Annotated in this window: 27 protein-coding genes; 13 read left to right on the top strand and 14 right to left on the bottom strand. The window is 67.6% G+C overall.

Going from position 1 to position 23978, the window contains the following annotated elements; genetic code table 11:
• The first annotated feature begins 13 nt into the window (after positions 1–13).
• On the top strand, positions 14–790 hold the full coding sequence (locus GBZ48_RS25460) for a succinate dehydrogenase iron-sulfur subunit (protein WP_109443469.1): 777 nt from the start codon (positions 14–16) through the stop codon (positions 788–790).
• A 66-nt stretch (positions 791–856) separates the two neighbouring features.
• Here the strand turns inward: GBZ48_RS25460 and GBZ48_RS25455 are convergent, their stop codons facing one another.
• Complete coding sequence (locus GBZ48_RS25455) at positions 857–1054, bottom strand: hypothetical protein (RefSeq protein WP_174473572.1); 198 nt, start codon at positions 1052–1054, stop codon at positions 857–859.
• Between the two features lie 232 nt (positions 1055–1286).
• Here GBZ48_RS25455 and GBZ48_RS25450 point away from each other — a divergent pair, with 232 nt between their 5' ends.
• Positions 1287–2135 (top strand): branched-chain amino acid aminotransferase, encoded by an 849-nt coding sequence (locus tag GBZ48_RS25450; protein ID WP_246307448.1) that lies wholly within the window; start codon positions 1287–1289, stop codon positions 2133–2135.
• 88 nt (positions 2136–2223) lie between these two features.
• Here the strand turns inward: GBZ48_RS25450 and GBZ48_RS25445 are convergent, their stop codons facing one another.
• Together GBZ48_RS25445 and GBZ48_RS25440 are read right to left on the bottom strand one after the other, a co-directional pair.
• A complete protein-coding gene (locus tag GBZ48_RS25445) occupies positions 2224–2517 on the bottom strand; it encodes a hypothetical protein (RefSeq protein ID WP_174473571.1) in 294 nt (97 codons plus the stop codon).
• 87 nt (positions 2518–2604) lie between these two features.
• The gene (locus tag GBZ48_RS25440; RefSeq protein ID WP_174473570.1) at positions 2605–3237 is read right to left on the bottom strand and encodes a S24 family peptidase; all 633 of its coding nucleotides are present in this window, start codon (positions 3235–3237) and stop codon (positions 2605–2607) included.
• Positions 3238–3399: 162 nt separating this feature from the next.
• On the opposite strand from GBZ48_RS25440, the gene GBZ48_RS25435 reads away from it, so the two are divergent.
• From GBZ48_RS25435 to GBZ48_RS25410, 6 genes are all read left to right on the top strand, one after another.
• Positions 3400–3804, top strand: a complete 405-nt coding sequence (locus GBZ48_RS25435; RefSeq protein WP_174473569.1) for a hypothetical protein — start codon at positions 3400–3402, stop codon at positions 3802–3804.
• Positions 3801–4199, top strand: coding sequence for a hypothetical protein (locus tag GBZ48_RS25430; protein ID WP_174473568.1), 399 nt, complete (start codon positions 3801–3803; stop codon positions 4197–4199). Before GBZ48_RS25435 ends, GBZ48_RS25430 begins: the two co-directional genes overlap by 4 nt.
• Positions 4178–5719 carry a portal protein gene (locus GBZ48_RS25425; RefSeq protein WP_174473567.1) on the top strand — a complete coding sequence of 514 codons (1542 nt, stop codon included), beginning with the start codon at positions 4178–4180 and terminating at the stop codon, positions 5717–5719. The genes GBZ48_RS25430 and GBZ48_RS25425 overlap by 22 nt, the downstream gene beginning before the upstream one ends.
• A complete protein-coding gene (locus GBZ48_RS25420) occupies positions 5712–5996 on the top strand; it encodes a Bbp19 family protein (protein WP_174473566.1) in 285 nt (94 codons plus the stop codon). The genes GBZ48_RS25425 and GBZ48_RS25420 overlap by 8 nt, the downstream gene beginning before the upstream one ends.
• 44 nt (positions 5997–6040) lie before the next feature.
• On the top strand, positions 6041–6856 hold the full coding sequence (locus GBZ48_RS25415) for a capsid assembly protein (RefSeq protein WP_211105891.1): 816 nt from the start codon (positions 6041–6043) through the stop codon (positions 6854–6856).
• 242 nt (positions 6857–7098) lie between these two features.
• Entirely contained in the window at positions 7099–9483 is a 2385-nt protein-coding gene (locus GBZ48_RS25410; protein WP_174473565.1) for a putative bifunctional diguanylate cyclase/phosphodiesterase, read from the top strand.
• On the opposite strand, the gene GBZ48_RS25405 is transcribed toward GBZ48_RS25410, so the two are convergent.
• Positions 9469–9999 carry a metallophosphoesterase family protein gene (locus GBZ48_RS25405; protein ID WP_174473564.1) on the bottom strand — a complete coding sequence of 177 codons (531 nt, stop codon included), beginning with the start codon at positions 9997–9999 and terminating at the stop codon, positions 9469–9471. The two genes, GBZ48_RS25410 and GBZ48_RS25405, sit on opposite strands and share 15 nt — an antisense overlap.
• A gap of 77 nt (positions 10000–10076) precedes the next feature.
• Complete coding sequence (locus GBZ48_RS25400; RefSeq protein ID WP_098738845.1) at positions 10077–10313, bottom strand: DUF4170 domain-containing protein; 237 nt, start codon at positions 10311–10313, stop codon at positions 10077–10079.
• A 238-nt stretch (positions 10314–10551) separates the two neighbouring features.
• On the opposite strand from GBZ48_RS25400, the gene GBZ48_RS25395 reads away from it, so the two are divergent.
• Positions 10552–11250 carry a cytochrome b/b6 domain-containing protein gene (locus GBZ48_RS25395; protein ID WP_174473563.1) on the top strand — a complete coding sequence of 233 codons (699 nt, stop codon included), beginning with the start codon at positions 10552–10554 and terminating at the stop codon, positions 11248–11250.
• 231 nt (positions 11251–11481) lie between these two features.
• Positions 11482–12585, top strand: a complete 1104-nt coding sequence (locus GBZ48_RS25390; RefSeq protein ID WP_174473562.1) for a cytochrome-c peroxidase — start codon at positions 11482–11484, stop codon at positions 12583–12585.
• Positions 12586–12668: 83 nt separating this feature from the next.
• Here GBZ48_RS25390 and GBZ48_RS25385 read toward each other — a convergent pair whose 3' ends face one another.
• The gene (locus GBZ48_RS25385) at positions 12669–13106 is read right to left on the bottom strand and encodes a c-type cytochrome (protein ID WP_174473561.1); all 438 of its coding nucleotides are present in this window, start codon (positions 13104–13106) and stop codon (positions 12669–12671) included.
• Between the two features lie 383 nt (positions 13107–13489).
• Between GBZ48_RS25385 and GBZ48_RS25380 the strand changes: the two genes are divergently transcribed.
• Complete coding sequence (locus GBZ48_RS25380; protein WP_174473560.1) at positions 13490–14695, top strand: aspartate transaminase; 1206 nt, start codon at positions 13490–13492, stop codon at positions 14693–14695.
• A 69-nt stretch (positions 14696–14764) separates the two neighbouring features.
• Here GBZ48_RS25380 and GBZ48_RS25375 read toward each other — a convergent pair whose 3' ends face one another.
• Positions 14765–15313, bottom strand: a complete 549-nt coding sequence (locus GBZ48_RS25375; RefSeq protein ID WP_174473559.1) for an NADPH-dependent FMN reductase — start codon at positions 15311–15313, stop codon at positions 14765–14767.
• A gap of 343 nt (positions 15314–15656) precedes the next feature.
• Between GBZ48_RS25375 and GBZ48_RS25370 the strand changes: the two genes are divergently transcribed.
• Positions 15657–15854 (top strand): hypothetical protein, encoded by a 198-nt coding sequence (locus GBZ48_RS25370; RefSeq protein WP_174473558.1) that lies wholly within the window; start codon positions 15657–15659, stop codon positions 15852–15854.
• Between the two features lie 92 nt (positions 15855–15946).
• Here GBZ48_RS25370 and GBZ48_RS25365 read toward each other — a convergent pair whose 3' ends face one another.
• Positions 15947–16708: an SDR family NAD(P)-dependent oxidoreductase gene (locus GBZ48_RS25365; protein ID WP_174473557.1), complete on the bottom strand. Its 762-nt coding sequence runs from the start codon at positions 16706–16708 to the stop codon at positions 15947–15949.
• 190 nt (positions 16709–16898) lie between these two features.
• On the opposite strand from GBZ48_RS25365, the gene GBZ48_RS25360 reads away from it, so the two are divergent.
• The gene (locus GBZ48_RS25360; RefSeq protein ID WP_174473556.1) at positions 16899–17312 is read left to right on the top strand and encodes a YkvA family protein; all 414 of its coding nucleotides are present in this window, start codon (positions 16899–16901) and stop codon (positions 17310–17312) included.
• Here the strand turns inward: GBZ48_RS25360 and GBZ48_RS25355 are convergent.
• The 6 genes from GBZ48_RS25355 to GBZ48_RS25330 form a co-directional block, all read right to left on the bottom strand.
• Positions 17309–18250: a DMT family transporter gene (locus GBZ48_RS25355; RefSeq protein WP_343049663.1), complete on the bottom strand. Its 942-nt coding sequence runs from the start codon at positions 18248–18250 to the stop codon at positions 17309–17311. The genes GBZ48_RS25360 and GBZ48_RS25355 overlap by 4 nt on opposite strands.
• Positions 18251–18496: 246 nt before the next feature.
• Positions 18497–20290: a sensor histidine kinase gene (locus tag GBZ48_RS25350; protein ID WP_174473555.1), complete on the bottom strand. Its 1794-nt coding sequence runs from the start codon at positions 20288–20290 to the stop codon at positions 18497–18499.
• Between the two features lie 196 nt (positions 20291–20486).
• A complete protein-coding gene (lhpI, locus tag GBZ48_RS25345) occupies positions 20487–21446 on the bottom strand; it encodes a bifunctional Delta(1)-pyrroline-2-carboxylate/Delta(1)-piperideine-2-carboxylate reductase (RefSeq protein ID WP_174473554.1) in 960 nt (319 codons plus the stop codon).
• Between the two features lie 105 nt (positions 21447–21551).
• A complete protein-coding gene (locus GBZ48_RS25340) occupies positions 21552–21953 on the bottom strand; it encodes a lipopolysaccharide assembly protein LapA domain-containing protein (protein ID WP_174473553.1) in 402 nt (133 codons plus the stop codon).
• Between the two features lie 63 nt (positions 21954–22016).
• On the bottom strand, positions 22017–22298 hold the full coding sequence (gene ihfB, locus GBZ48_RS25335) for an integration host factor subunit beta (protein ID WP_085090428.1): 282 nt from the start codon (positions 22296–22298) through the stop codon (positions 22017–22019).
• 268 nt (positions 22299–22566) lie between these two features.
• Positions 22567–23841 (bottom strand): pentapeptide repeat-containing protein, encoded by a 1275-nt coding sequence (locus tag GBZ48_RS25330; protein ID WP_174473552.1) that lies wholly within the window; start codon positions 23839–23841, stop codon positions 22567–22569.
• Positions 23842–23978: the final 137 nt, after the last annotated feature.

Raw genomic sequence — 23978 nt, 5'->3', positions numbered from 1 at the left:
AAGGAAATCAGCCATGGTTGAATTCAACCTGCCAGCCAACTCCAAGGTCGGCGTCGGCAAGACCGTCAACGTCGCGAACGGCGCCAAGCGGGCCAAGACCTTCAAGATCTACCGCTGGAACCCGGACGACGGCCAGAACCCGCGCGTCGACTCCTATGTGGTCGACCTCGACAAGTTCGGGCCGATGATCCTCGACGCGATCATCTACATCAAGAACCAGGTCGACAGCACGCTGACCTTCCGGCGCTCCTGCCGTGAGGGCATCTGCGGGTCGTGCGCGATGAACATCGACGGCACGAACACGCTGGCCTGCCTGAAGGCGATCGAGGACGTGCCGGGCGACGTCAAGATCTACCCGCTGCCGCACATGCCGGTGGTGAAGGATCTGGTCCCCGACCTGAAGCACATTTACGCCCAGCTCGCCTCGATCAAGCCGTGGCTGCAATCGCAGTCGCCGGCCCCGAGCCGCGAGCGGCTGCAGTCGCCGGAGGACCGCGCCAAGCTGGACGGCCTCTACGAGTGCATCCTGTGCTTCTGCTGCTCGACCTCCTGCCCCAGCTACTGGTGGAACGGCGACCGGTATCTCGGCCCGTCGATCCTGCTCCAAGCCTATCGCTGGATCGCCGACAGCCGCGACGAAATGACGGGCGAGCGCCTCGACAATCTCGAGGACCCGTTCCGCCTCTATCGCTGCCACACCATCATGAACTGCACCAAGGCGTGCCCGAAGGGTCTGAACCCCGCCAAGGCCATCGCCGAGATCAAGAAGCTGATGGTTGCGCGCCGCTGATCGCGGGTAAGCGTTTGCGACATGGAAAAGGCGCCCCCTCGGGGGCGCCTTTTTCGTTTCCGGTGCCTAGACGAAATCCGGGTCGGTCGGGCGCGACGGCGGAAGGTCGTTGCCGGGGACCGGGCTGTCGGTGGTGCCGGGGCCGCCGGGATCGGGCAGGTCGGGGTTGTCGGTGCCCGGCAGGTCGACGCCGGGTATATCCTCGTGCGGACCCGGGAATGGGTTGGGTGGGGCGGCGCTGAGGCCGGGATCGGTGATCGGCATGGGGTAACTTCCCTCCGTCGGTGGATTGCGGTTGCTCGCTCTCCCCTATCAACGGCCGAAGCCGCAATCCGCTCCATCGCACGGGACGATTGCGTGCGCACCGGTTGACCGATGGCGGCGAGGGGGTATGCTCTTCGGGAGATCACCAACGACGACGAACCACGAATGGGCGGTGCCGGCCGGCGGCGCCCAGCGTACGGACACATTTTCTTTCTAGGGAAGGACCAAAATCATGGGCGGCATGGCAGGCCAGGCGTGGAGCTGGATCCAGGGCGAGTGGGTGGAAGGCAATCCGCCGATCGTCGGACCGCTGTCCCACACGCTGTGGCTCTCTTCGACGGTCTTCGACGGCGCGCGCGCCTTCCAGGGCGTGGCCCCCGACCTGGACCTGCACTGCGCCCGCGCCATCCGGTCCGCCCAAGTGATGGGGCTGGAGCCGATGGTCACCGCCGGTGAGATCGAAGAGCTGTGCTGGGACGGCATCCACCGCTTCTCCAAGGAGGCGGAACTGTATATCCGTCCGATGTTCTACGCCGACGACGGCTTCGTCGCCCCAGCACCGGAGAGCACGCGCTTCGTCCTATCGATCTACGAGGACCCGCTGCCGAAGCCAACGGGCTTCGCCGCCTGCATCTCCACCCGCCGCCGGCCGATCCCGACCATGGCCCCGACCGAGGCCAAGGCCGCCTGTCTTTATCCGAACGCCGGGCTGGCGCTGACCGAGGCGCGCAAGCGTGGTTTCCAAAACGCCATCATGCTGGACGCCATCGGCAATGTGGCGGAGTTCGCCACGTCCAACATCTTTATCGCCAAGGACGGGGTGGTGCGCACGCCGGTGCCGAACGGCTGCTTCCTGAACGGCATCACCCGCCAGCGTGTCATCGCCCTGCTGCGCAACGACGGCGTGACGGTGGAGGAATGCACCCTGACCCCGCAGGATGTGCTGGAGGCCGACGAGGTCTTCTCCACCGGTAACCACGCCAAATGCGTGCCGGTGATCAAGGTCGAGGACCGCAGCCTCGCGGCGGGACCGCTGTTCCAGCGGGCGCGGGCGCTTTATTGGGAATATGCGTTCCGCTGATCTATAGCGTCGTGCGTTTAATGTGAAACGCACGACGCTATAGCTTTATGTTTAGCGATCGGATTCACGCTTCAAATCGATTCCGATTTTACGCGGTCCGATCGAGCAGCGCCACCACCGCCCGGCGGTGATGGGCCAGCGTGGCGGCCAGCCGGGCCAGCCACGCGTCGGTCCGGCAGCTTGCGGCGGTCAGTGCGCCGCGACGCCGGGCGGTGGCAAGCCGCGCTTCCGCCGCGAGCGTGCTGTGCAGGCGGAGCGTTGCGGCGCGTTTGATCGCGTTGGCGCGGTTTGGGCCGCCAAGCAGAGCGGAGCGAAGCTCCTGCTTCGGCGGCTTGGCGTCATGGGTGCGGTGAAGGCTGTCCAAGCGGGCGGCACGGTCCATGGGATGGACGTTACCGCCTGTTGGGATGCGCAGTAAAGGTAAATTTTCCTAGGATCGTGCGCCGGGTGGGAAGGCGTTTGCCCCCCCTCACTGGCTTGCCCAGATGATCCGTGCCATCCAGGCGACGTCCGACAGCGGTATGCTGCGGTCGGGATGGGCGCGGTTGATCGACAGCAGTTCGATCTTGGTCGCCGTCTCGCGGATCAGTTGCTTGGCCATCACCTCGCCGCCCTTGGTGCGGACGACGACGCGGTCGTTGCGGCGGATCTGCGCGGCAGGCGAGACGATGATGGTGTCGCCGTCGCGATAGACCGGCTCCATGCTGTCGCCGGAAATCTCCAGCGCATAGGCATGCGGGTCGCCAAGGCTGGGAAACAGCAGCTCGTCCCAGCCGCTGCCGGCCGGGAAGCCGGCATCGTCGAAATAGCCGGCCGCCCCGGCCTGGGCATAGCCGATCACCGGAACCCGTTGCAGCGGGGTGGTGCCGGCGCCGTCGCCGACCAGCGACACGAATTCCGACAAGGAAGCGCCGGTGGCGTCCAGCACCTTGGAGATGCTTTCCGTCGACGGCCAGCGCAGCTTGCCGTCGTTGGTGGTGCGCTTGCTCTTGTTGAAAGTGGTCGGGTCCAGTCCGGCGCGCCGCGCCAGCCCGGAGGCGGAGAGCCCGTGCTGTACCGCGAGGCGGTCGATGGCCCGCCAGATGTCCGTATGTTTCAGCATGGGACGATAATCTCATAAAGCAGCGACAGCGTCCCTAGGAACTTTTTCATAAAACCATTGACCGCGGGCTGCGGGAGGAACATAACGCAAACGGATGGTGCGGCTGCGATGCAGGTCCGGCGCCTCCCTTTTCAAAAAATCCGAAGCCGCAAGGAGACCAGCATGCTGCGTCCGGCTGCCCCCGCTTTGCCAGCAACCAGCGTTTCCCGGACCGTTCCGCTGAAGCCGGAGCCCTACAGCGTCGAGGGCGAACCCTTTGCCGACGCGGAGGAGGCGTGGTTCTGGGCGGTGCAGGCGCATGATGCCAAGACGGCAGGGGCGCGGGTCATCGCCGGCTGTGGGCAGGTCGCACGGCCCTGCGAGCCGCAGGACCTTCTTCAGGTGATCGACCGCCTGTACCGGGCGCGCAAGCTGATGCGCGACCACCTGCATGTGCTGGTCCATTACGGCCGCCGCCAGAGCGCGCCGGAACCGGAACGCTTCCGCGAACAGCGTGCCCATTCGCTGTGGCAGGAGGCGTTCACCGTGATCGCCCCGGCGCTGCGCAACAAAGGCATCGCGCGATGAGCGCCACCCCCTGGACCGCCGCCTGGATCGTTTATCGCGGAGAGGCGCCGCTCTGGTGGCTGCGGCTGCTCAAGCCAGGCTTCCGCCACTGCCTGGCCGTGCTGACCGACGGTCGGCGCTGGGTGGCGGTCGATCCGCTGGCCGGCTTCACCGACATTGCGGTGCTGGACCTGCCCGCCGACTTCGACCTGCCGGGCTGGTACCGCGCCCAGGGGCTGACGGTCGACGCCGCCCCGCTATGCCGCCCGGCCGGCACCGCTCCCTGGGGGCCCTTCACCTGCGTCGAGGCGGTCAAGCGCCTGATCGGCCTGCGCGCCCGCCGGGTGCTGACTCCCTGGCAACTGCACCGCCACCTGACTGGAGGAGACCGCGCATGCCCGCATCCGCAGCCGTGAAACCGCCTGCCCGGCGGAGGAGTGACCTGTCGGAACCGGAAGCCCTGCTGGATCGCTACCGCGTCGCCCGCGAACGGCGCAGCGTGTGGGAAAGCCATTGGCAGGAATGCTACGACCATGCGCTGCCCAACGGGCGGCCCTTCCGCGGCGGCGGCACGCCGGGAGAACGCCGGGTCGACCGGCTGTTCGACGGCACCGCTCCCGATGCGGTGGAGCAGCTGGCTGCCAGCCTGCTGTCGGAACTGACGCCGCCCTGGTCGCGCTGGTTCGGCTTCCAGACCGGTCCCACCCTGACCGGGGCGGAGCGCGACCGGGTCGCTCCGCTGCTCGACCGTGCCGCCGGCATCGTCCAGGCCCATTTCGACCGCTCCAACTTCGCGGTGGAGATCCATCAGTCCTTCCTCGACCTCGTTGCCGTCGGCACCGCCAGCCTCCTGATGGAGGAGGCCGCCCCCGGCGCTCCGTCCAGCCTGCGCTTCACCGCCGTGCCGCTGGCCGAGGCGGTTCTGGAGGAGGGGCCGGACGGACGGCTCGACGCCACCTTCCGCCGCAGCGAGGCGACGCTGGCCCAGATCCTTCAGCGCTTCCCCGGTGCCGACCTGCCGGATGAGGTGCGCAAGCAGGCGGCCGGGGATCCCGACAGCCGTTTCCCCCTGGTCGAGGCGGTGCTGCCCGACGGTGCGGCCTATCGTTGGGGCGTGGTGCTGGACAGCGGGCTGGCCGAGCCGTCCTGGCTGGCGCAGGGGCGCTTCGCCCAGTCGCCCTTCGTCAATTTCCGCTGGCTCAAGGCGCCCGGCGAAACCTATGGCCGGTCACCGGTGATGAAGGCGCTGCCCGACATCAAGACCGCCAACAAGGTGGTGGAGCTGGTGCTGAAGAATGCCTCCATCGCCGTCACCGGCATCTGGCAGGCCGACGACGACGGGGTGCTGAACCCCACCACCATCCGGCTGGTGCCCGGCACCATCATCCCCAAGGCGGTCGGGTCCGCCGGCCTGACGCCGCTGGCCAATCCCGGCCGGTTCGACGTGTCGCAGCTGGTGCTGGACGATCTGCGCGGCCGCATCCGACATGCGCTGCTGATCGACCGGCTGGGGCCGGTGGAGTCGGCGCGGATGACCGCGACCGAGGTGCTGGAACGCTCGGTCGAGATGGCGCGGCTGCTGGGCGCCACCTATGGCCGCCTGCAGGCGGAGCTGATGACGCCGCTGGTGCTGCGGGCGGTGTCGATCCTGCGCCGGCGCGGCGAGATCCCCGACATCACGGTGGACGGCCGGCTGGTGGAGTTGCAGCACCGCTCCCCGCTCGCACAGGCCCAGGCCCAGCGCGACGTGCAGGCGACCCTGCGCTGGCTGGACAGCGTCAAGGCGCTGGGGCCGGAGGCGGAGGCCACGGTGGACGCGGCGGCGACCGCCCATTGGCTGGGCGAGGCCTTCGGCGTGCCGGCCAAGCTGATGCGGGCGCAGGTTGCCGGTGCCGGGCTGGACGCCGGAGCGGGTGCCGGTGGCTCCAATGGCTGATCGCCCGACGATCGAGCAGGCCGGCTGGGACTGGTTGGAGGCAACGCTTCCTGCCGATCCGCAAACTGCCGCGGCAGCGGACGCCGACCCGGCGCCCAGCTTCGCCCGCTGCTTCGCCGGAAGCGACGGTGGGCGGGTACTGGCGGTGCTGCGGGCAATGACGCTCGACCGCGCGCTGGGTCCCGACGCGCCGGAGGCGGCGCTGCGTCACCTCGAAGGACAGCGCCAACTGGTCGCCACCATCCTCGCGCTGGTCGCGCGGGGACGGGCCGGCTGACCGGCGGTGTTGCTGCAGCTTTTTCCCCTTCCTTGCAGGAGTTGATGATAGCCGACACTCTGCTGACCGAATCCGCCGCTCCCGCCGACACGATGCCGCCGCTGCCGGTTCCGGAGAAATTCCGCGATCCCAAGACTGGCGCCCTGCGGGTCGAAGCCCTGCTGAAATCCTATCTGGAGCTGGAGCGCCGCCTGTCGTCGCAGGGCCAGTCCCGGCAGGCACCGCCGGACACCGGGTCCGAGTCGGCTCCGCAGGCCGCTCCCTTCGATCCGGCCAGCTTTGATTTGGCCAGCTTCGATTTGGCCGCGCTCGACCCGGCACAGCGCCGCCAACTGCTGGGAGCGCCGGAGACGCCGGACGGTTACAGCATCGCCTGCGATCATGGCCTGTTCCAGCCCGACCCGGAAATCAACGGTCGCCTGCACGAAGCCGGCTACACCGCGGATCAGGCCCAGCTTCTCTATGATCTCGCCGCCGAGCGGATGGTGCCGCTGATCCAGACCATGGCCGCCGAATTCCAGGCGGAGCGCGAGGTCGAGCGGCTGGTCTCCCGGTTTGGCGGAGAGGAGCGCTGGCGCGAGGTGTCGCGGCAGCTGCTCGCCTGGGCCGGCAAGACCCTGCCGCCGGCCGCGGTGGAAGGGCTGGCGACCACCTACGAAGGTGTCATGGCGCTCTATGCGATGATGACCGGCAGCGAGCCCGCGGCGCTCTCGATGGCCGGCAACCGCGCGGGCAGCGGCGAGGGCGAAGGGGAATTGCGCACCCTGATGCGCGACCCGCGCTATTGGCGGGATCGCGATCCTGCGGTGATTGCCCGCGTTACCGAAGGCTTCCAGCGCCTTTATCCCGGCCAGGGGTGAGGTGAAGCGGTGCCGGCCGTTCTCCCCCGCCGCTCGCTGTCCGGCGGGGGAGTGGCAGGGGGGACCGGAAGGCGGAGCAGAGACAAAGCGTCGCAGCATGCAACCTTCGTATGGGTTGGACAGACCTATCTTGCGCGTGCGAAGAAAAATTGCGTTGCACGACTGAAACGAAGTCGTCACCTTCCCTTTCACATGACTAACCGTCCGTTTATCGAACGGACCAGAGAGCGACGCCAAGCCCGATGACGCTGCGCCGCAAGATCCGCTGGCTGACCTGGATCGGCCTGATCGGCTGCCTGATGGCTGCGATCCCCGCGCTCTACCTGCTGCGGCAGGGCATGATCGCCGAGCGGGGCCAGCTTGCCGCCGCCCTGGTGGGGTCCGCCGGGCTGCTTCTGCAGGATCTGGAACGGTCGGCGGCATCGGGTGCGATCTCCGGCGACGAGGCGCGCGCCCGGGCGCGGACGGCCCTGCTGGCCCTGTCGGCCAAACCCTTTCATGTCAAACTTTTCACGGACGGCGTCGTCCCGCCGAACTGGCCGGCCATCGACCGCGCGGTGACGGCGGAGGGGCGCTTCGAAGCCTGGGGCTGGGCCATCGCCGCCGCCGGCGACATCGGTGACCTCGACCGCGATTTCCTGATCGAGGCGTCGGGCTTCCTGCTGTTCCTGGCGGCGTTGCTGGTGCTGAGCTGGCCGGGATCGCTGTTTTTGTCGCAGCATGTGGTCGGGCCGCTGGAAGCGCTGTCGGACCGCATGCGCCTGTTGACGGAGGGGCGGACCGACATCGACATTCCCGGCCGCGAGCGCCGCGACGAATTCGGTGCGATGGCCCGCGCCATGGAGTTCTTCCGCCGCGCCGCTATCGCCCTGATCGAACGGGACGAGCGGCTGGCCGGCATCATGAACAATGTCGGCGAGGCGATCCTGCTGGTCGATGGCCGCGGCCTCATCGAGGAACATAACCCTGCCGCCGTTGCCCTGTTCGGCGTGCCTGCCGGGGAACTGCGCGGCCGGCCGCTGTCCAGGCTGTTCACCCCCTCCGACCGGGCGCGGATCGATGCGCTGCTGGCCGGAATGGCTGCCGACACCGGCGTGCCCGAGCCGGTTCGGGAGGAGGCGCTGGGGATCGAACGTGCTGGAAGCGGCGAGCGGATCGATGCCTCGCTCAGCGTCTCGCCGCTGGTGGTGCAGGGGCGGCGCGGCTTCGTCTGCGCGCTGGCCGACGTGACCGAGCGGGTGCGTCACGAACGCGAACTGATGCGGCTGGCCACCCGTGACCGGCTGACCGGCCTGCCCAACCGAGCGATGATCGAATCGCTGCTGGAAGCGGCGGTGGAGCGCAGCCGCCGTTACCGGCGCCCCTTTGCCGTGCTGTGCCTGGACCTGTCCCGCTTCAAGCTGATCACCGACACGCTGGGCCATCAGGCCGGCGATGCGCTGTTGCAGGAGGTTGCGCAACGGATCGTCGCCTCGGTGCGGGCCGCCGATCTGGTCGGCCGCATCGGAACCGACGATTTCGCCGTGCTGCTTGAGGAAATCCGCGATGCCGACGAGGCGGCGGCGATTGCCGGGCGCATCCTGGACGCCTTCGACGCGCCAGTCACCCTGCCGGGCTGCGAGCATTACGTCCGGCCGGCGGTCGGCATCGCCGTCTACCCGACCGATCTCGCCGGGGTCGGCGCCGCCGGGGGACACAAGGACGGCGACGACCCGCAGGCGCTTCTGCGCGCGGCCGAGACGGCGCTCTATGCCGCCAAGCGGATGGGGGGACGCCGCCACGCCTTCTTCCGCCCGGAACTCGCCGAACAGGCGCGCCGTCAGCTGGCGCTGGACGGCGATCTGCGGGCGGCGTTGGCGCTGAAGCAGTTCCGCCTGAATTACCAGCCCAAGGTTTCGCTGATCGATTTCTCGCTGGAGGGGTTCGAGGCGCTGCTGCGCTGGGAGAAGCCGGGGCAGGGGCAAGCTCAGGGAACTATGATTCCGCCCGGCGAGTTCATCCCGGTGGCCGAGGAGACCGGCTTCATCGTTCCGCTCGGCGACTGGGTGCTGGACGAGGCCTGCCGCCAGATGCGCGAATGGCTCGATGCCGGAATGGAGCCGGTGCCGGTCGCCGTCAACATCTCGCCCAAGCATCTGCGCAATCGCAGCGCCGAGGATTTCCGCCGCATCATCGACCGCCACGGCCTGCCTCCCGGCCTGATCGAGCTGGAAATCACCGAAGGCGCGGTGATGCAGGATCTCGATCATGCGCTGGCGGTGCTGGCGGCGCTGAAGGCGATGGGGATCCGGGTCGCGGTGGACGATTTCGGCACCGGCCATTCGTCCTTGAGCTATCTGAAGCGGTTGCCGATCACCACGCTGAAGATCGACCGCTCCTTCATCAACGGCGTGCCGAACGAGCGCGAGGACGCCGGCATCGTCTCCACCATCATCGCCATGGCCGACATGCTGGGCCTGCATGTGGTTGCCGAAGGGGTGGAGAAGACCGAGCAGGCCAACTTCCTGCGCCACCACAACTGTACCCAGGTCCAGGGCTGGCTGACCGGCCGCCCGGTGCCGGCCGACGCCGCCTGCCGTCTGCTGACGGAGCGTCTGCGGCAGACGGCGGCGTTAGGGGCTGCCTGACACCGGCACCGCCTTGCGTCGCAGACGGGGGACCGTCAGTTCGGACAGGGTGACCGGGCGGAAATTCCAGACATCGACGCCGACGTCGATCTGCCGGGGCTGCGGCTTCAACTGGCCATGGCTGTGGCCGTGCAGGTTCAGCGCCTTGCGGTGCATGCCGTTCCAGGTGCGGAAGGCATAATGGCACATCACCAGGTCGATGCCATCCAGCGTCAGTTCGGCGTAATGCCCGACGCTGGCCCAGCCGGGCAGCGCCAGCGTTTCCGGGCCGTCGTTGTTGCCGGCGATCAGATGCTTGGTGCCGTTCAGCCGGCCGAGCAGGGCAGCCATGGCGTCGGGCTTCATGTGCAGGGCGAAGTCGCCGAGGTGCCAGACCTCGTCGCCGGGGCCGACGGTGGCGTTCCAGTTCGCCTCCATCGCCGCGTCCATCTCCGCGGTGGATTCGAAGGGGCGGCGGAAACGGCCGCGGGCGCCGCCATGGCCGAAATGGGTGTCGCTGGTGAAGTATACGGTCATCGACCGGTCAACGCCGGCGCGCCGTCGGCGGTTCCCGCAGTTGGGCTCCTCCGTTGGGCGCGCCGCCGGCTCCCAACTCAGTGCTTGTGATCGCCCGCCGCCGGGTCGAGGAAGCGGTGCAGATGGACGATGTAGTAGCGGGTGTGGGCGTCGTCGATGGTCTGGCCGGTGGCACCGCGCCATGCCTTGTAGGCGTCCTCATAGCTCGGGAAGATGCCGACGATGTGCAACTTCGACGGATCGACGAACTGGTCCGAGTCCGGACGCACGAGTTCGCCGCCGAACACGAGGTGGAGGAGCTGTTTGTCGGGCATGGCGGGGTCCTTATAACCGGGGTGATTGGGGAGTTATGGCTGTCTTTGCGCCGGCAGGCCGGCTGATGCGTCGCATTCTCATATCCGTCGTCCGGGCGGTGCTTCAAGCCTGTTGACACGTTCACCGACCTTTGCCACCACGGGACCGCGGCGTTTTCAGGATCAGGATAAAGAATCCGTCCATTTGCCGCAGATGACGGGGGCCGAAAACATGGCCGAACACTGCGAGGATCGAGCGATGGCAAGTGGTCATACCGCGACTCGGGAGAAACATCGGCGGGAGCTGCGGGTCTGGGACCTGCCGACCCGCCTGTTTCATTGGGCGCTTGTCGCCGCGGTGGCAGTCGCGATTCTGTCGGCCGAGCTTGGTGTGCTTGCCGTTCATATGTTGGCAGGTGAAACAGTTCTGATCTTCGTGCTGTTTCGGCTGGTCTGGGGCGTGGTGGGCAGCCAGACCGCCCGCTTCGCCGAATTCGTGAAGGGACCGGGTGCGATCCGCGACTATTTGAAGCGCTCCCGCGCGGGTGGAGAGGCCGCCTTCACCCTGGGCCACAACCCGCTGGGCGCGCTGATGGTGGTGGCGCTTCTGCTGGTGCTGCTGGTCCAGGCGGGCAGCGGTCTGTTCACCAGCGACGACATCCTGGTCGACGGTCCGCTGGTGCCGCTGGTGTCCGGCGCCACGGTGGCGCTTCTCAGTTCGCTGCACCGGCTGCTCGCCAACGGGATCTTTGTGCTGATCGGGCTGCATGTGGCCGCGGTGTTCTTCTATCTGCTGGTCAGGAAGGACAATCTGATCCGTCCCATGCTCACCGGCCGCAAGCTCCTGCCGACGCGGCTGGCGGCGACGGAGCCACGCCGTGCCCCGGCGGCGCTGGCGCTGGCGGTCCTGGCGGCGTCCGCCGGACTGGTTTTCCTGATGCTGCGCGCCGCCGGCTGAAGCCGCCGACCGGTCCTACCGGGCTGGACGCTGCGATATATGCCGTTGGTTGTGTGCGACAATGCGCCGTCTGGGGTTCGATGCCTTCCAGTCTAGAATGACTCCAGATTGATCCGCACAAAACGCCACGAAACCAATGATGCCGGCCCGATTTCCCGGATCGATCAACCTTTGCCTGGATGAAGCTTCAGGTTGCGGTGGGGATGTCGGCCGGCCGGGGGACCGCCAGTCATGCACGCACACACCGGACACCGACCGACCACCGGACTGAAAGGCCTTCTGGTCGCCGCCACCGCCTTGGGCATCCTTGCCGTCAGCGCCGGTAGCGCGCCGGCCGCCGATCCGCCGGCTGCGGGCGGCGACGCCCTGATGGGCCGCGCGCGCGAGCTGTTCAAGCCGCTGCCCGCCACACTGCCCGTGGTCCGCAACAACGCGGTCACCCGTGAGAAGATCGAGCTGGGCAAGATGCTTTTCTTCGATCCGCGCCTGTCGGCCAGCGGCATCTTCTCCTGCAACAGCTGCCACAATCTGGGGCTCGGCGGCGTCGACGGGCTGGAAACCTCGGTCGGTCATGGCTGGCAGAAGGGGCCGCGCAATGCGCCGACGGTGCTGAATGCCGTGCTGAACGTCGCCCAGTTCTGGGACGGCCGTGCCGAAGACCTGAAGGCCCAGGCCAAGGGGCCGATCCAGGCCGGTGTGGAGATGAACAGCACGCCCGACCGCGTGATGGCGGTGCTGAACAGCATTCCCGCCTATCAGGCCAAATTCGCCGACGCCTTTCCGAACGAGAAGAATCCGGTCAGCTTCGACAATGTCGCCATGGCCATCGAGGCGTTCGAAGCGACGCTGACCACCCCCGCCGCTCCGTTCGACCAGTATCTGGAGGGCAAGGCCGACGCGCTGACCGACACGCAGAAGGCCGGACTTGAGCTGTTCATCGACAAGGGCTGTTCCGGCTGCCACAACGGCGTCAATGTCGGCGGCCACGACTATTTCCCCTTCGGTGTCGTGACCAAGCCGGGGGCGGAGATCCTGCCGCCGGGCGACAAGGGCCGCTTCGCCGTCACAAAGACCGCCGACGACGAGTATGTCTTCCGCGCGCCCACCCTGCGCAACGTCGCGCTGACCGCCCCCTATTTCCATTCCGGCAAGGTGTGGGACCTGCGCCAGGCGGTCGCGGTGATGGGGTCGAGTCAGCTCGGCGCCACCCTGTCCGACCAGGAGATCGACAAGATCACCGCCTTCCTGACCGCCTTGACCGGCCAGCAGCCGCGCGTCGACTACCCGCTGATGCCGGCCAGCACGCCGGCCACGCCGCAACCCGTCTTCAAGTAAGGCCTATCCCGAAGGAAGCCTCAGACAAAGAAAAAGCCCTCCCCCACGGCGGTGGGGAAGGGCTTTTCCGTCGGGAGCGCCGCTTATTCGGAACGGTAGCGCTGGTGGCAGGCCTTGCAGCTGTCGGCCATCGCGCCGAACGCCTTGGCCGTCGCGGCCTTGTCGCCGGAAGCGGTGGCAACCTTCAGGGCTTGGGCGGAGGCCTGGAGGCCCTGCGCCTTGGCGGTGAAATCGGGGAAGTTGGCCCAGATCACTTCCTTGGCCGCCGTCTTGCCCTTGTCGGAGCCGGGCGGGAACAGGCTGGGGATCCTGGCGGCGAAGGCGTCGATGCGATCGGTGACCGGACCGATGGCCGCGAGGTCGCCCTTGCCCACCGCATCCTTGATCTCGCCCATCGCCTTCTTGTAGTCCTCGAACCCGGCCTTGCGGGTCTGGATCACGTCCTGGGCCAGAGCAACGCCGCCGGTCAGCATCAGCGCGGCCGACGCCGCAAGCACGATACGGGAAAACACGGTTCTCATCCCTTCGTTGAATTTTGTCCCCAACACCAGACCTTACACACCGCAACGCCGAAGCTGTCAAGTGAAGCGGGCATGACGGTCCAGTGCCGTCATGGCGTTCATTTGTGCTGTAAGAAATAATGCTGCGAAGGATAGAGGGTGGAATTTGCCACTGCTGCGGGTTCGTCCCGTGGAGGGGCGGGAATACGCGCGGACGCGATCCGGTACAGCACAGCCACAGGGCGGAAAAACCGCCGAACCGCACGGCTTTCACCGGCCGACCGGCCTTGCAACCGGGGTAGAGCGGAAGTAAGGTCCGGCCTCGCGCCTTCCACCCGGAGGGGCAGGCGTCCCAACGACGTCTCCGCCACACCGTCTCCATAGCCCTGAGGGGGCCCATCGCCATGTCGATCATCGCGTCCCGCCTGTCCCGCATCAAGCCGTCGCCGACCATCGCCGTGACCAACAAAGCCCGCGAACTGAAAGCGGCCGGTCGCGACGTCATCGGCCTGGGTGCCGGCGAGCCGGATTTCGATACCCCCGACAACATCAAGGCCGCCGCCATCAAGGCGATCGAGTCCGGTGACACCAAATACACCGCGGTGGACGGCACGCCCGCTCTGAAGAAGGCGATCTGCGCCAAGTTCGAGCGCGAGAACGGCCTGAAGTACACGCCCGAGCAGATCACCGTCGGCGTCGGCGGCAAGCAGGTGCTGTACAACGCCCTGATGGCGACGCTGAACCAGGGCGACGAGGTCATCATCCCGGCGCCTTACTGGGTCAGCTATCCGGACATGGTCGAACTGGCGGAAGGCACGCCGGTCTTCGTCTCCTGCCCGGCCGAGCAGGGCTTCAAGCTGCAGCCCGCCGAACTGGAGAAGGCGATCACGCCGAAGACCAAGTGGCTGATCCTGAACTCTCCGTCGAACCCGTCGGGTGCGGCCTACACCCGCGCCGAGATGAAGGCGCTGACCGACGTGCTGGTCAAGCACCCGCATGTCTGGGTGATGACCGACGACATGTACGAGCATCTGCTGTATGACGGCCTGGAGTTCGTCACTCCGGCCCAGGTCGAGCCGTCGCTGTACGACCGCACCCTGACCGTCAACGGCGTGTCGAAGTCCTACGCGATGACCGGCTGGCGCATCGGCTATGCCGGCGGCCCGAAGGAACTGATCAAGGCCATCGGCGTGATCCAGAGCCAGTCGACCTCTAACCCGACCTCCATCGCCCAGGCCGCCGCCGTCGAGGCGCTGAACGGTCCGCAGGACTTCATCAAGGAGCGTGCGGAGGTGTTCCGCGAGCGCCGCGACCTGGTGGTGTCGATGCTGAACCAGGCCACCGGCCTGAGCTGCCCGAAGCCGGAAGGCGCCTTCTACGTCTATCCGTCCTGCGCCGGCACCATCGGCAAGACGACCCCGGACGGCAAGGTGATCGAGACCGACGAGGATTTCGTCACTTACCTGCTGGAGTCCGAAGGCGTTGCCGTCGTCCAGGGTTCGGCCTTCGGCCTCGCCCCGCACTTCCGCATCTCCTACGCGACCTCGACGGAAGCGCTGGAAGAGGCGTGCAAGCGCATCCAGCGCGCCTGCGGCAACCTGCGCGACTGATAGCGTCCGCAGGACCTGAACAATGAAAAGGGCCGGCTCCGCAAGGGGCCGGCCCTTTTCATTTGGGCGCTACTTCGCCGCGCTCAGCCTGTCGATGGCGCTCAGTGCGAATTTCAGCACCGCCTCGTCGGCCAGCTTGCCGTCCTTGATCTTCTCGCCGACGCTGCCGACGACGACCTGCGGACCGGCCAGCAGCTTGGCCGGAAGCGCCAGCAGCGTGTCGTTCACCTGCTGGTGCGCCCGCACGCCGCCGGTGAAGGCGGGAGAGTTGGAAATCACCAGCACCGGCTTGCCGATCAATGCCGACTTGCCGTAGGGGCGCGAGGCCCAGTCCAACGCGTTCTTCAGCACGCCCGGCATGCCGTAATTGTATTCCGGCGTGACGATGACGACGCCGTCGGCGTCGGCAATGGCCTGACGAAAGGAATGCACCTCCGCCGGGGCGTCGGGCGTGTCGATGTCCTGATCGTAGAGCGGCAGGCGCAGGTCGCGGATGTCCATGCTGACGCCGGCCGGCAGGGCGTCCTGCAGTCCGCGCAGGATGGCCAGCGAGTTGGAATTGCTGCGCAGGCTGCCGGGCAGGCCCAGCAGTTTGGCACGCACCGTTGCATCGGTCATGAAGCGGTTGCCTTTCCTGTGGTCGTCGAACTGCTTTCTTACGGGCAATTGCCAGTCCGGGTCCAGTCGATGGAGCCGCAGGACGGACCCAATGGCCGTGAAATGGTCGGTGCAGGCCAAGCTTTCCAACAGGGCCAGCTTTTTCCAACAGGACATTCCCTCGTTGCCATCGGGGCAAGCCCGGAAGGGCAATGCATGCCGGCTGTGACCATCTTGGGCTGCGACTGTTGATTGGCTGGATGACTACCCAATTAGAGGCCACACAAAGGGTAGGACGCGCCACCGGGCGCGGCCATCGAATTCGGGCTTCGGTTCTGACGGATTGGAAAAAAGGGGAGGCGACATGGCGACGCGGCGACTGGATCGGGATGACCACGTCCGGAAACATCTGGCGCTGATGCTGCAGGAATGGCAGGAGATGACCGGCCGCGACATGGCGACCGCCACCGCCGACCAGCGGCTTCAGCAATGCACCACCCTGCTGATCGACCTGCTGGGCGAGGCGGAACGCGCCGACGAAGCCGCCATGGCGGAAGTCTGAAGGCATCGCCTCATCCGAAGGCACCATATCGACGGTTGCAGGAGCGGCCCCGACCCCGGCGGGGGGAGCCGTCCCTGACCGATGCGATGTTCTTACTGCGGCGCCATGCGGATGGCGCCGTCCAGGCGGATGACGTCGCCGTTCAGCATCTCGTTCTCCAGGATATGCTGCACGAGGCGGGCATACTCCTCTGGCTTGCCGAAGCGCTTGGGGAAGGGGACGGTGGCGGTGAGGCTGTCCTGAACCTCCTGCGGCATGTTCAGCAGCATCGGCGTGCCGATCAGGCCGGGGGCCACCGTCATCACGCGGATGCCGTGGCGGGCGAGATCGCGGGCGGCGCAGATGGTCAGGGCGACGATGCCGCCCTTCGACGCGGCATAGGCGGCCTGCCCGATCTGCCCCTCATAGGCGGCGACCGAGGCGGTGTTGACGATCACGCCGCGCTCGCCGCTGTCCAACGGGTCCAGCTTGGCCATGTCGGCTGCGGCCAGCCGAAGGATGTTGAAGCTGCCGATCAGGTTGACCTCGATCACCGACCGGAAATTCTCCAGCGGCATCGGACCATCGCGGCCGACGATGCGCTGGGCGGGCGCGATGCCGGCGCAGTTCACTGCGATGCGGGCCGGCCCATGGGCCGAGCGCGCCTGATCAAGCGCCCGCTCGGCCGAAGCGCCGTCGGTCACGTCGCAGACCAGACCCAGCCCGCCGATCTCATGCGCGGTCTTCAGCACCGCGTCCTCGTTGACGTCCAGAACGGTCACCCTGGCGCCGAGCCCGGCCAGATGGCGTGCCGTCGCCGCTCCCATGCCCGAGGCGCCGCCGGTGACGATTGCGGACAGTCCCTGGATGTTCATGGCATCTCCTCCTTAATTGCGACCGGTCCGCGCATGGCGCCGGCCTTGTGTCCAACAGGATGCGATCGCACTTGTTGTTTACCAGATGGCCGCCGAACCATACCACACCGTATGGTCTGAGGCATCATGCCGACGACGATGCCCTCCGCCATCTCGAAAAGGGCCAATTCCAAAAGGGATTCTTGCGTCCATGACCGCATCGTCCGTCTCTTCTTCCCTTGGCACCGGCACCGCACTGACGGTTTCCGCTCCTGACCGGGTCGAGCGTGACGAACGGCTGGTCCGCCGCCGCTTCTGGCAGAAGCTGCGGGCCAACCTGCATCGCGTTCCCTTTCTGGAGGAACTGCTGGCCGCCTATTTCTGCGCGACCGATCCGGCGACCCCCTACCGGGCCAAGGCGATCCTGCTGGCGGCGCTGGCCTATTTCGTGCTGCCGGTGGATGCGGTGCCGGACTGGCTGCTGATCGCCGGCTTCACCGATGACGCAGCGGTGCTGGCAGCCGCCGTGCAGACCGTGCGCACCAACCTGACCCCGGGCCATTGGCTGCGGGCGAAGGAGGCCCTGCGCGCCGAAAAGAGCGGAGAAACGGAAAGCGCCGGTTAGTCGGGCTTCGACTGCGCCATCTTGCGGCCGTCCGCCGCGTCGCGGTGCATGGTGTAAAGGGCGGAGCCGGCGATCACCAGGGCACCCACCCAGCCCCACAGGTCCATGGTCTGACCGAAGACGATCCAGGCGACGATGGCGGTGAAGGGCAGCCGGGCATAGTCGTAGGGCATCATCGCCGAGGATTCGGCCAGCGACAGCGCCTTCGTCATCGCCAACTGCCCCAGTGTCAGGATGCCGCCCAGCAACGCCAGCCAGCCCAGCGTGCTCAAGCTCGGCCAAGTCCAGACGAACAGCGCCGGCACCAAGGCCATAGGGGTAACCAGCAGGCCGAGGAAGGTGACGATCACCGGAGAGCTGTCCTTCCGGCTGAGCAGCCGCATCTGCAGGACGGTGCCGGCCGCGGCGACGCAATGGATGAACAGGGCCAGAAAGGCCAGATCGATCGGCGCCGCTCCCGGCCTCAGCACGATGATCACGCCGATCAGACCGGCGCAGACCGCAGCCCAGCGCCGTGGCCGCACCCGTTCGCCCAGGAGCACTGCCGCTCCCGCCGCCACGAACAGCGGGATGGCGAAGCTGACCGCCGTCGCGGTGGGCAGCGGGATTTGGGAGATGGCGTAGAACCAGGCGCTCATGGCGCAGAGCGTGGTCAGCGCCCGCGTCACATAAGGTCCGAGCCGCCGCTCCGCCAGAACCGCCCGGCAAGCCGGCGCGCCGGCCGTCAACGCCCAGGGCAGCATCCACAGCAGGCTGAACAGGTTGCGGAAGAACACGACCTCAAGCGGATCCATCACCGTCGAGGCCCACCGCACCGCCGTGTTGCCGATTCCGAACAGCAGTGCCGACAGCAGCATGAAGCCGGCGCCGAGCAGAAGCCGGTTGGACGGCGCCCGCAGGCGGGGGGCGGCGTCCATGGAAGAGGCGGAGACGGTCACGGTCATCGTCCCTGGCAAGCCGTTGGCGGAGTGTCCGGTCCGGCTCGCAGGAGGCCGTTAGCGCAAACATGGATCCGTCAGGACCATCTGCGGTAGGACCACCTGCGGCCAGCGCCGCGACAACGATCCTCCGAAGGAAACCTCGCCAGCGCAAGCAAAATACGAGAATGAGACGTTATCATACTCCCGTATGACGGGTGGTTGTTCGGAAGTTGCGAAGTTCGGACTCTTCCCCGGTGGGACATCCTAGTCCGGGCTGCCACCAACGGTGAAGCGGTGAGGCAGGCTGATCGTGAAGCGCACGCCGGGATCGGTGTTCTCAATCGACAGGATGGCGTCCAGCTGTTTGGACAGGGTGTGGATCAGCCGCATGCCCAGGCTGCGGCTGCGGCGCCAGTCGAAATCGGGCGGGAGGCCGACACCGCGGTCGCCGACGATCATCTGCAAGGTCTCACCGTCCCGCCGCAGCCCGACGACGATGACGTTCGTGTCTTCCGGGGCTCGGTCAGGAGTGCCGGCCTGCGATCCCGCTGCCACGCCGACCATGGTGGAGGCAAGCGGCCGGTAGGCATGCTTGATGGCGTTCATCACCAGTTCGTTGGCAAGCAGGCCCAGCTGCACCGCATGGTCGGTCGGCACCTCCACCGGCTCCACCACCAGTTCCAGCCGCCAGTTGCCGCCTTCGGAGCGGGCGGAGCGCTCCAGTTCCCGGCACAGCTCGGTCAGATAATCGTGGAAGGGGATGAAATGGACGTCGTCCACGCGGTAGAGCAGGCGGTGGATGTCGGCGATGGCCTGGACGCGGCGTCCGGCTTCCAGCAGATGCTCGCTCAACTGCGCATCGCCGACCGCCTGCCCCTGAAGGCTCAGCAGGCTGGATACCACCTGCAGGCTGTTCTTGATGCGGTGGTTGGCCTCGCGCATCAGCAAATCCTTCTGCGCCAGCACCGCGTCGCGCTCACCGATGGTCCGCTCCAGCGAGGCGGTGCGGTCGCGCACCCGCCGCTCCAGCTCGCGCCGAACCTGCCGGGCGGCACCGGCCTGCCGGAAGCCGAAGACGGACAGGGCGGCCAGCGCCATGGCCGCCGCCGCCGCCAACCCGGCATAGGGGGCGATCAACCGCTGCCAGGACGCCAGAATCGGTGCCAGATCCAGTCGGACGACCACATGGACGGGCCAACTGTCGACCCGGCGGTGGGCGACGATGGTGGCGGAGTCGCGGGCGATGCCGCCGTCCGGCTCGGCCTCGATTGCCCGGCGGGCGGTGTCTGACAGCGGGGCGGGCTCGGCGGAGCTGTCGGGCTCGCGCACCAGCACATCGAGGCTGCCGGCCCGCACCAGGATGGTCACCGGCTCGTGCGGGAGGTCCAACTCCTTGTAGAAACCGGACAGGTAGGACGGATCGATGGTGACCGAGGCGATGCCGCGGAAGCCGCCATCCGGTTCGGACAACCGGCGGCTGAGCAGGAAGGTGGCCTTGTTGGTCACCCGGCCGATGATGCGGGGGCCGACATGGGGCTGGTCGACCAGGCGGCCCTGCTGCGCGTTGCGCTGATGGAACAGGAAGATCTCGCGGTCGGACGCATCGGAATAGGGAGCCGGGAAGGCTGCCGTCGTCAGCCGCAGCAGTCCCGTCGCATCGTTCAGCCAGATGGCGTCCAGGAAGGGCAGCCGGGCGCGCTGGGCGTTCAGCTTGTCCCACAGGACGCGCGACCCCGCGACCTCGGTCCAGGGCCGGCCGGCGCTTTCCTGGGCGGCGTATTCCACCAGCAGGTCGGCGGCATCGAACAGGCGGGCGGCATGTTCAGCCAGGACACGGACGGCCGCCCGTGCGCGTTCCTGCGCCCCATCGATAGCCCGCTCGCGCGACTGCACCCCGACGACCACGGTGACCACGGCGAGGAACAGGAAGCCGCAGGCGGCCAGCCAGCCGATGGCGGCCTCCAGCCTCGGCTTGCGGAAAGGCAGCGTGCCGTCCGCAGCAATGCGTTCGGAACCGGTGGACTCGTCGGAAAGCGGGGGGAGGGCGGGGCCATTCAATCGGCCGTTCCTTTCCCTTCGATGTGGATCGCCATATAGGTTGTCGGGCGGGTGGGCAGAATCGTGGAATAGTAGCGCAGGGTTATCTGCCAGTAACCTTATCTTTCGTAGACTCAAGGTTACGCTTGGTTCCGACAAGACCGGTCCGGTGGCCGAAGCGATTCAAAAGCCGAAGCGATTCAAAGATCGAACGGCTTCAACGGATCGAATCATTGTGCAGCACCATCTCCGTCGCCAGCCGGGCGGCGCACAGGTCGGCCAGGGCGGTGCCCACCGACTTGAATAGGGTGATCTGGTCGTAGAAACGCCGGCCGGCACGTTCGCCGCGGCCAAGTTCGAACAGGTCGCCGGCGATGTCGTCGGCGGTCAGCACGCCGGAGGCCACCGGCTGCGCAATGTCGCCAGCCTCGGTCGGCGTGCGGTCGCGGCAATCGACGAAGACGCGCGCGCGGCGGATGCACTCGTCATCGACCTCCCGCATCTCTGGGGTCACGCCGCCCAGCAGGTCCAGATGCTGGCCCGGTTGCAGCCAGTCGCCGCGGATCAGCGGGCTGCGCGATGCGGTGGCGCAGACAACGATGTCGGCGCCACGCACCGCCCCTTCGAGGTCGGCGGTCGCCTCGATGCGGAATTTCGGCCGGTGGAAACGGGTGGCAAGCTTGCGGGCCTTCTGGGGATCGCGTCCCCAGACCAGCACATGGCGGAGCGGCCTCACGGCCGTGTGTGCCTCCACCAGTTCCAGGGCCAGCGGACCGGTGCCGACCATCAGCATCCTGTCGGCGTCCGGCCGTGCCAGATAGGAGGCGGCGAGCGCGGAGGATGCGGCACCGCTGCGCCGGCCGAGCGTGGCGGAGGAGTCCATCAGAACCTGGGGCACGCCGGTCTTGCCATCGACCAGCAGGTAGACGCCCTGTGTCCGCGGCAGGTCGCTGCCGGCATTGTCTGGAAAGACGGTATCGATGCGCAGCCCGATCGCCTGATTGACCTGCCAGGCGGGGGCGAGCAGCAGTGCGGCGTCGCTGGCGCCATAGGTCTCGACCCGATGGCGGTGGGCCGGCGGGGATTCCACGCCGGCGCGGAAGGTCTGCCGCAGGCGTTCGACCAGCATACGGTGATGCAGAACGGATCGAAGCTCGGCGCCGCTGACGGTGCGCATGGAACCCCCTCCCGCCGGCCGGCCGGCATGGCGTTCCGCCCCGATGGAAGAGAGCGGAACACCGGAACTGCTAATGCTAACCTATGGCCTTGGCCCCAATGACGCTCAGTGAACGGTCGGCGCGCTGCCCTGGGCGGCCGCGACCGGCAGGGTGGAACCGGGCAACGTTCCGGAAACCGGGCCGGAAACCGGACGGGTGCTTTCGGCCAGACGCTTCTCGGCTGCGGCGGCGCGGGCCTGTGCCTCCTTCAGTTCACGCTCCAGATACAGCACGCGGTTGCCCTCGCGGCGGGCGCGGCGGCGATGGCGGCGCTGGCTGTTCCAGACAATGAAGCCGCCGGCCAGGAAGCCCACCACCAGGGCGATCAGCGTGGCCAGATACACTGGCGTTTCGAGCGTGAAGGGCAGCGGCCACAGCGACAGGGTCACGATACCGCGGTTGGAGATCGCGAACAGGATCGCGACGAGGGCCACGGGAATGGTGACGATCCAGGAAAGATGGCGCAAGGCTAAGGTTCCTTGAGAGTGATACGGCCGGAATACGGCGCTGGGACATGGCCGGGCCGGCGCTCACTCCGTGTTCAGACGCTCGCGAAGCTGCTTGCCGGTCTTGAAGAAAGGAATGCATTTCTCGCCGACGTCAACCGATTCCCCGGTCCGGGGGTTGCGACCCGTGCGCGCGTCCCGCTTCTTGATGGAGAAGGCGCCGAAGCCGCGCAGCTCCACCCGGTCGCCCCGCGCCAGCGCCTCGGTGATCTCGTCGAAGATGGTGCCGACGATCTTTTCGATGTCGCGCTGGTACAGGTGCGGGTTCCGCTCCGCCAGCCGTTGGATCAGTTCCGACTTGGTCATGACCGTTGACGTTCCCCCATTCGATGCGGGCACATTATGGTCGGGTTGCGCCGCGCTTGGACAGCAGCGTGCCACCGGGCGAATAAGGCGTCAAGCCCCACCCGCGGTGCTAAGCCGTTACGACACAATCGTTTTTCCGAACGGTGGAAGGTGTTTTGCCACCAAAGAACCTGTTCCTTCCAGGGCACCCGGCGGCAATCTCCGGCATGGATCGTGACGGAAATTTGAAAGCAATCAACGGCTTCGCGAAAGAAAACCCGAGACCGGCTCAGGCTCCGCTCAGCCGCGTTCCTTCCAGGATGGCGCCCTCCAGCACCGCCGACGAGCGGTCGCAGCCGGTCAGGTCGGCCAGGGTCAGGTCGCTGCCCTTCAGGTTGGTCTGGGCCAGCGAGGCGCCGGCCAGCCGCGCCCGCACCAGCGATGCGCGCATCACCTTGGCCCCGGCGCTGACCAGCAGCAAGCCCAGGTTGGCGCCGTCCAGCCGGCTGTCGATCAGGATGGCGCGGTCCAGCTTCACCCCGCGCAGGTCGGCGCGGCTGAGATCGGCGGACCGCAGATCGGCGCCGTCGAATTGGGCGGCCTGGAGTTGGGCGCCGTTCAGCCGGGCGTGGCGCAGCCGGGCGCCGCTGCCCTTGGCCAGCGTCAGGATCTTGCCCGTCAGGTCCGCCCCTTCCAGGTTCAGCCCGGTCAGGTCGAGCTGACAGCCCTGCTTGCCGCTGGTGCCCAGCCAGATCATGTGCTGGCGCAGCATGCTGTCCAGCTGGTCCACCGGCAGGGCGGGCAGTTCGGCGGCGACGGTTTTCTCCGGTTCGGGCTCCGCCGCCGCGGCCTGGAGCGGCGCCTGCCGGGCAGCGACGGCCTGCTCGTCGGTGCGGATCGCCTGTTCCAGACCGCCGGCGTCCAGGCTCGCCCCCTCCAGGATGGCGCCGCGCAGGTCGGAGCCGTTGAGGTCGGCCCCGCGCAGATCGGCACCGGAGAAGTTGGCCCCGCGCAGGTCGGTGCGGTCCAGCCGGGCGCCGGACAGCCGGGTGTTGGTGAAGTCCGCCGCCTGGGCGAAACTGCCCGACAGCTTGGCCCGCGCCATGTCGGCGTTGGTCAGGCGGGCCGACGCCATGTCGGCGGGGCCGGGGTCGAAGCCCACCACCTTCAGTTCGCCGGCGCTGTTGCGGTTGACCATGCTGCCGTCGCGCAGGTCGACCTCCACCATGGTGGCGCCGTCGAGCTTGGCGCCGCGCACGTTGGCGCCGCGCATGTCGGTGCGGAACAGCCGCGCCTCCGACAGGTCGGCCCCGCGCAGGTCGGCGCCATACAGGTCGGCATGGTCCAGCACGGTGCCGCGCAGGTCCGCGTCGCGCAGGATGGCGCCGGCCAGATGGGCGCCCGTCAGGTTGCGGCCGGCCAGCGACAGGCCGGACAGGTCGAAGAAGGGTAGATTGGCGCGGGCGCCGTTCGGACGCCCTTCGGCGAATCGGACATGACGCTCGCACACCCGGTCGAGCTGGTCCTGGGTCAGGCGGATGCGGGATTTGCCGTCTTGCGCCATGGCCGGTCACGCGAACAGGGCGTCGATGTCGGCCTGCGAGATCTGGCCGCCGCCGTCGCCGCCTGCCGGTCCGGGCGGCGGGGCCGGCTCCGCGTCCGGGGGGGGGGGTCTGTCTCGTCACGCCCTCTGGCCGTCCC

Source organism: Azospirillum melinis, assembly GCF_013340935.1.
GTDB lineage: Bacteria > Pseudomonadota > Alphaproteobacteria > Azospirillales > Azospirillaceae > Azospirillum > Azospirillum melinis.
The sequence above is the reverse complement of the archived record's forward strand: the minus strand, read 5'-3'. Positions and strand labels throughout refer to the sequence as shown.

Coding starts and splice junctions, on each gene's coding strand:
- lhpI (WP_174473554.1), bottom strand. CDS start 21,446: ATGCGCACCGTCAGCGGCGCCGAGCTTCGATCCGTTCTGCATCACCGT.
- GBZ48_RS25430 (WP_174473568.1), top strand. CDS start 3,801: ATGAGCGCCACCCCCTGGACCGCCGCCTGGATCGTTTATCGCGGAGAG.
- GBZ48_RS25395 (WP_174473563.1), top strand. CDS start 10,552: ATGGCAAGTGGTCATACCGCGACTCGGGAGAAACATCGGCGGGAGCTG.
- GBZ48_RS25435 (WP_174473569.1), top strand. CDS start 3,400: ATGCTGCGTCCGGCTGCCCCCGCTTTGCCAGCAACCAGCGTTTCCCGG.
- GBZ48_RS25370 (WP_174473558.1), top strand. CDS start 15,657: ATGGCGACGCGGCGACTGGATCGGGATGACCACGTCCGGAAACATCTG.
- GBZ48_RS25440 (WP_174473570.1), bottom strand. CDS start 3,237: ATGCTGAAACATACGGACATCTGGCGGGCCATCGACCGCCTCGCGGTA.
- GBZ48_RS25360 (WP_174473556.1), top strand. CDS start 16,899: ATGACCGCATCGTCCGTCTCTTCTTCCCTTGGCACCGGCACCGCACTG.
- GBZ48_RS25365 (WP_174473557.1), bottom strand. CDS start 16,708: ATGAACATCCAGGGACTGTCCGCAATCGTCACCGGCGGCGCCTCGGGC.
- GBZ48_RS25380 (WP_174473560.1), top strand. CDS start 13,490: ATGTCGATCATCGCGTCCCGCCTGTCCCGCATCAAGCCGTCGCCGACC.
- GBZ48_RS25330 (WP_174473552.1), bottom strand. CDS start 23,841: ATGGCGCAAGACGGCAAATCCCGCATCCGCCTGACCCAGGACCAGCTC.
- ihfB (WP_085090428.1), bottom strand. CDS start 22,298: ATGACCAAGTCGGAACTGATCCAACGGCTGGCGGAGCGGAACCCGCAC.
- GBZ48_RS25420 (WP_174473566.1), top strand. CDS start 5,712: ATGGCTGATCGCCCGACGATCGAGCAGGCCGGCTGGGACTGGTTGGAG.
- GBZ48_RS25425 (WP_174473567.1), top strand. CDS start 4,178: ATGCCCGCATCCGCAGCCGTGAAACCGCCTGCCCGGCGGAGGAGTGAC.
- GBZ48_RS25405 (WP_174473564.1), bottom strand. CDS start 9,999: ATGACCGTATACTTCACCAGCGACACCCATTTCGGCCATGGCGGCGCC.
- GBZ48_RS25375 (WP_174473559.1), bottom strand. CDS start 15,313: ATGACCGATGCAACGGTGCGTGCCAAACTGCTGGGCCTGCCCGGCAGC.
- GBZ48_RS25460 (WP_109443469.1), top strand. CDS start 14: ATGGTTGAATTCAACCTGCCAGCCAACTCCAAGGTCGGCGTCGGCAAG.
- GBZ48_RS25455 (WP_174473572.1), bottom strand. CDS start 1,054: ATGCCGATCACCGATCCCGGCCTCAGCGCCGCCCCACCCAACCCATTC.
- GBZ48_RS25385 (WP_174473561.1), bottom strand. CDS start 13,106: ATGAGAACCGTGTTTTCCCGTATCGTGCTTGCGGCGTCGGCCGCGCTG.
- GBZ48_RS25450 (WP_246307448.1), top strand. CDS start 1,287: ATGGGCGGCATGGCAGGCCAGGCGTGGAGCTGGATCCAGGGCGAGTGG.
- GBZ48_RS25415 (WP_211105891.1), top strand. CDS start 6,041: ATGATAGCCGACACTCTGCTGACCGAATCCGCCGCTCCCGCCGACACG.
- GBZ48_RS25390 (WP_174473562.1), top strand. CDS start 11,482: ATGCACGCACACACCGGACACCGACCGACCACCGGACTGAAAGGCCTT.
- GBZ48_RS25410 (WP_174473565.1), top strand. CDS start 7,099: ATGACGCTGCGCCGCAAGATCCGCTGGCTGACCTGGATCGGCCTGATC.
- GBZ48_RS25400 (WP_098738845.1), bottom strand. CDS start 10,313: ATGCCCGACAAACAGCTCCTCCACCTCGTGTTCGGCGGCGAACTCGTG.
- GBZ48_RS25445 (WP_174473571.1), bottom strand. CDS start 2,517: ATGGACCGTGCCGCCCGCTTGGACAGCCTTCACCGCACCCATGACGCC.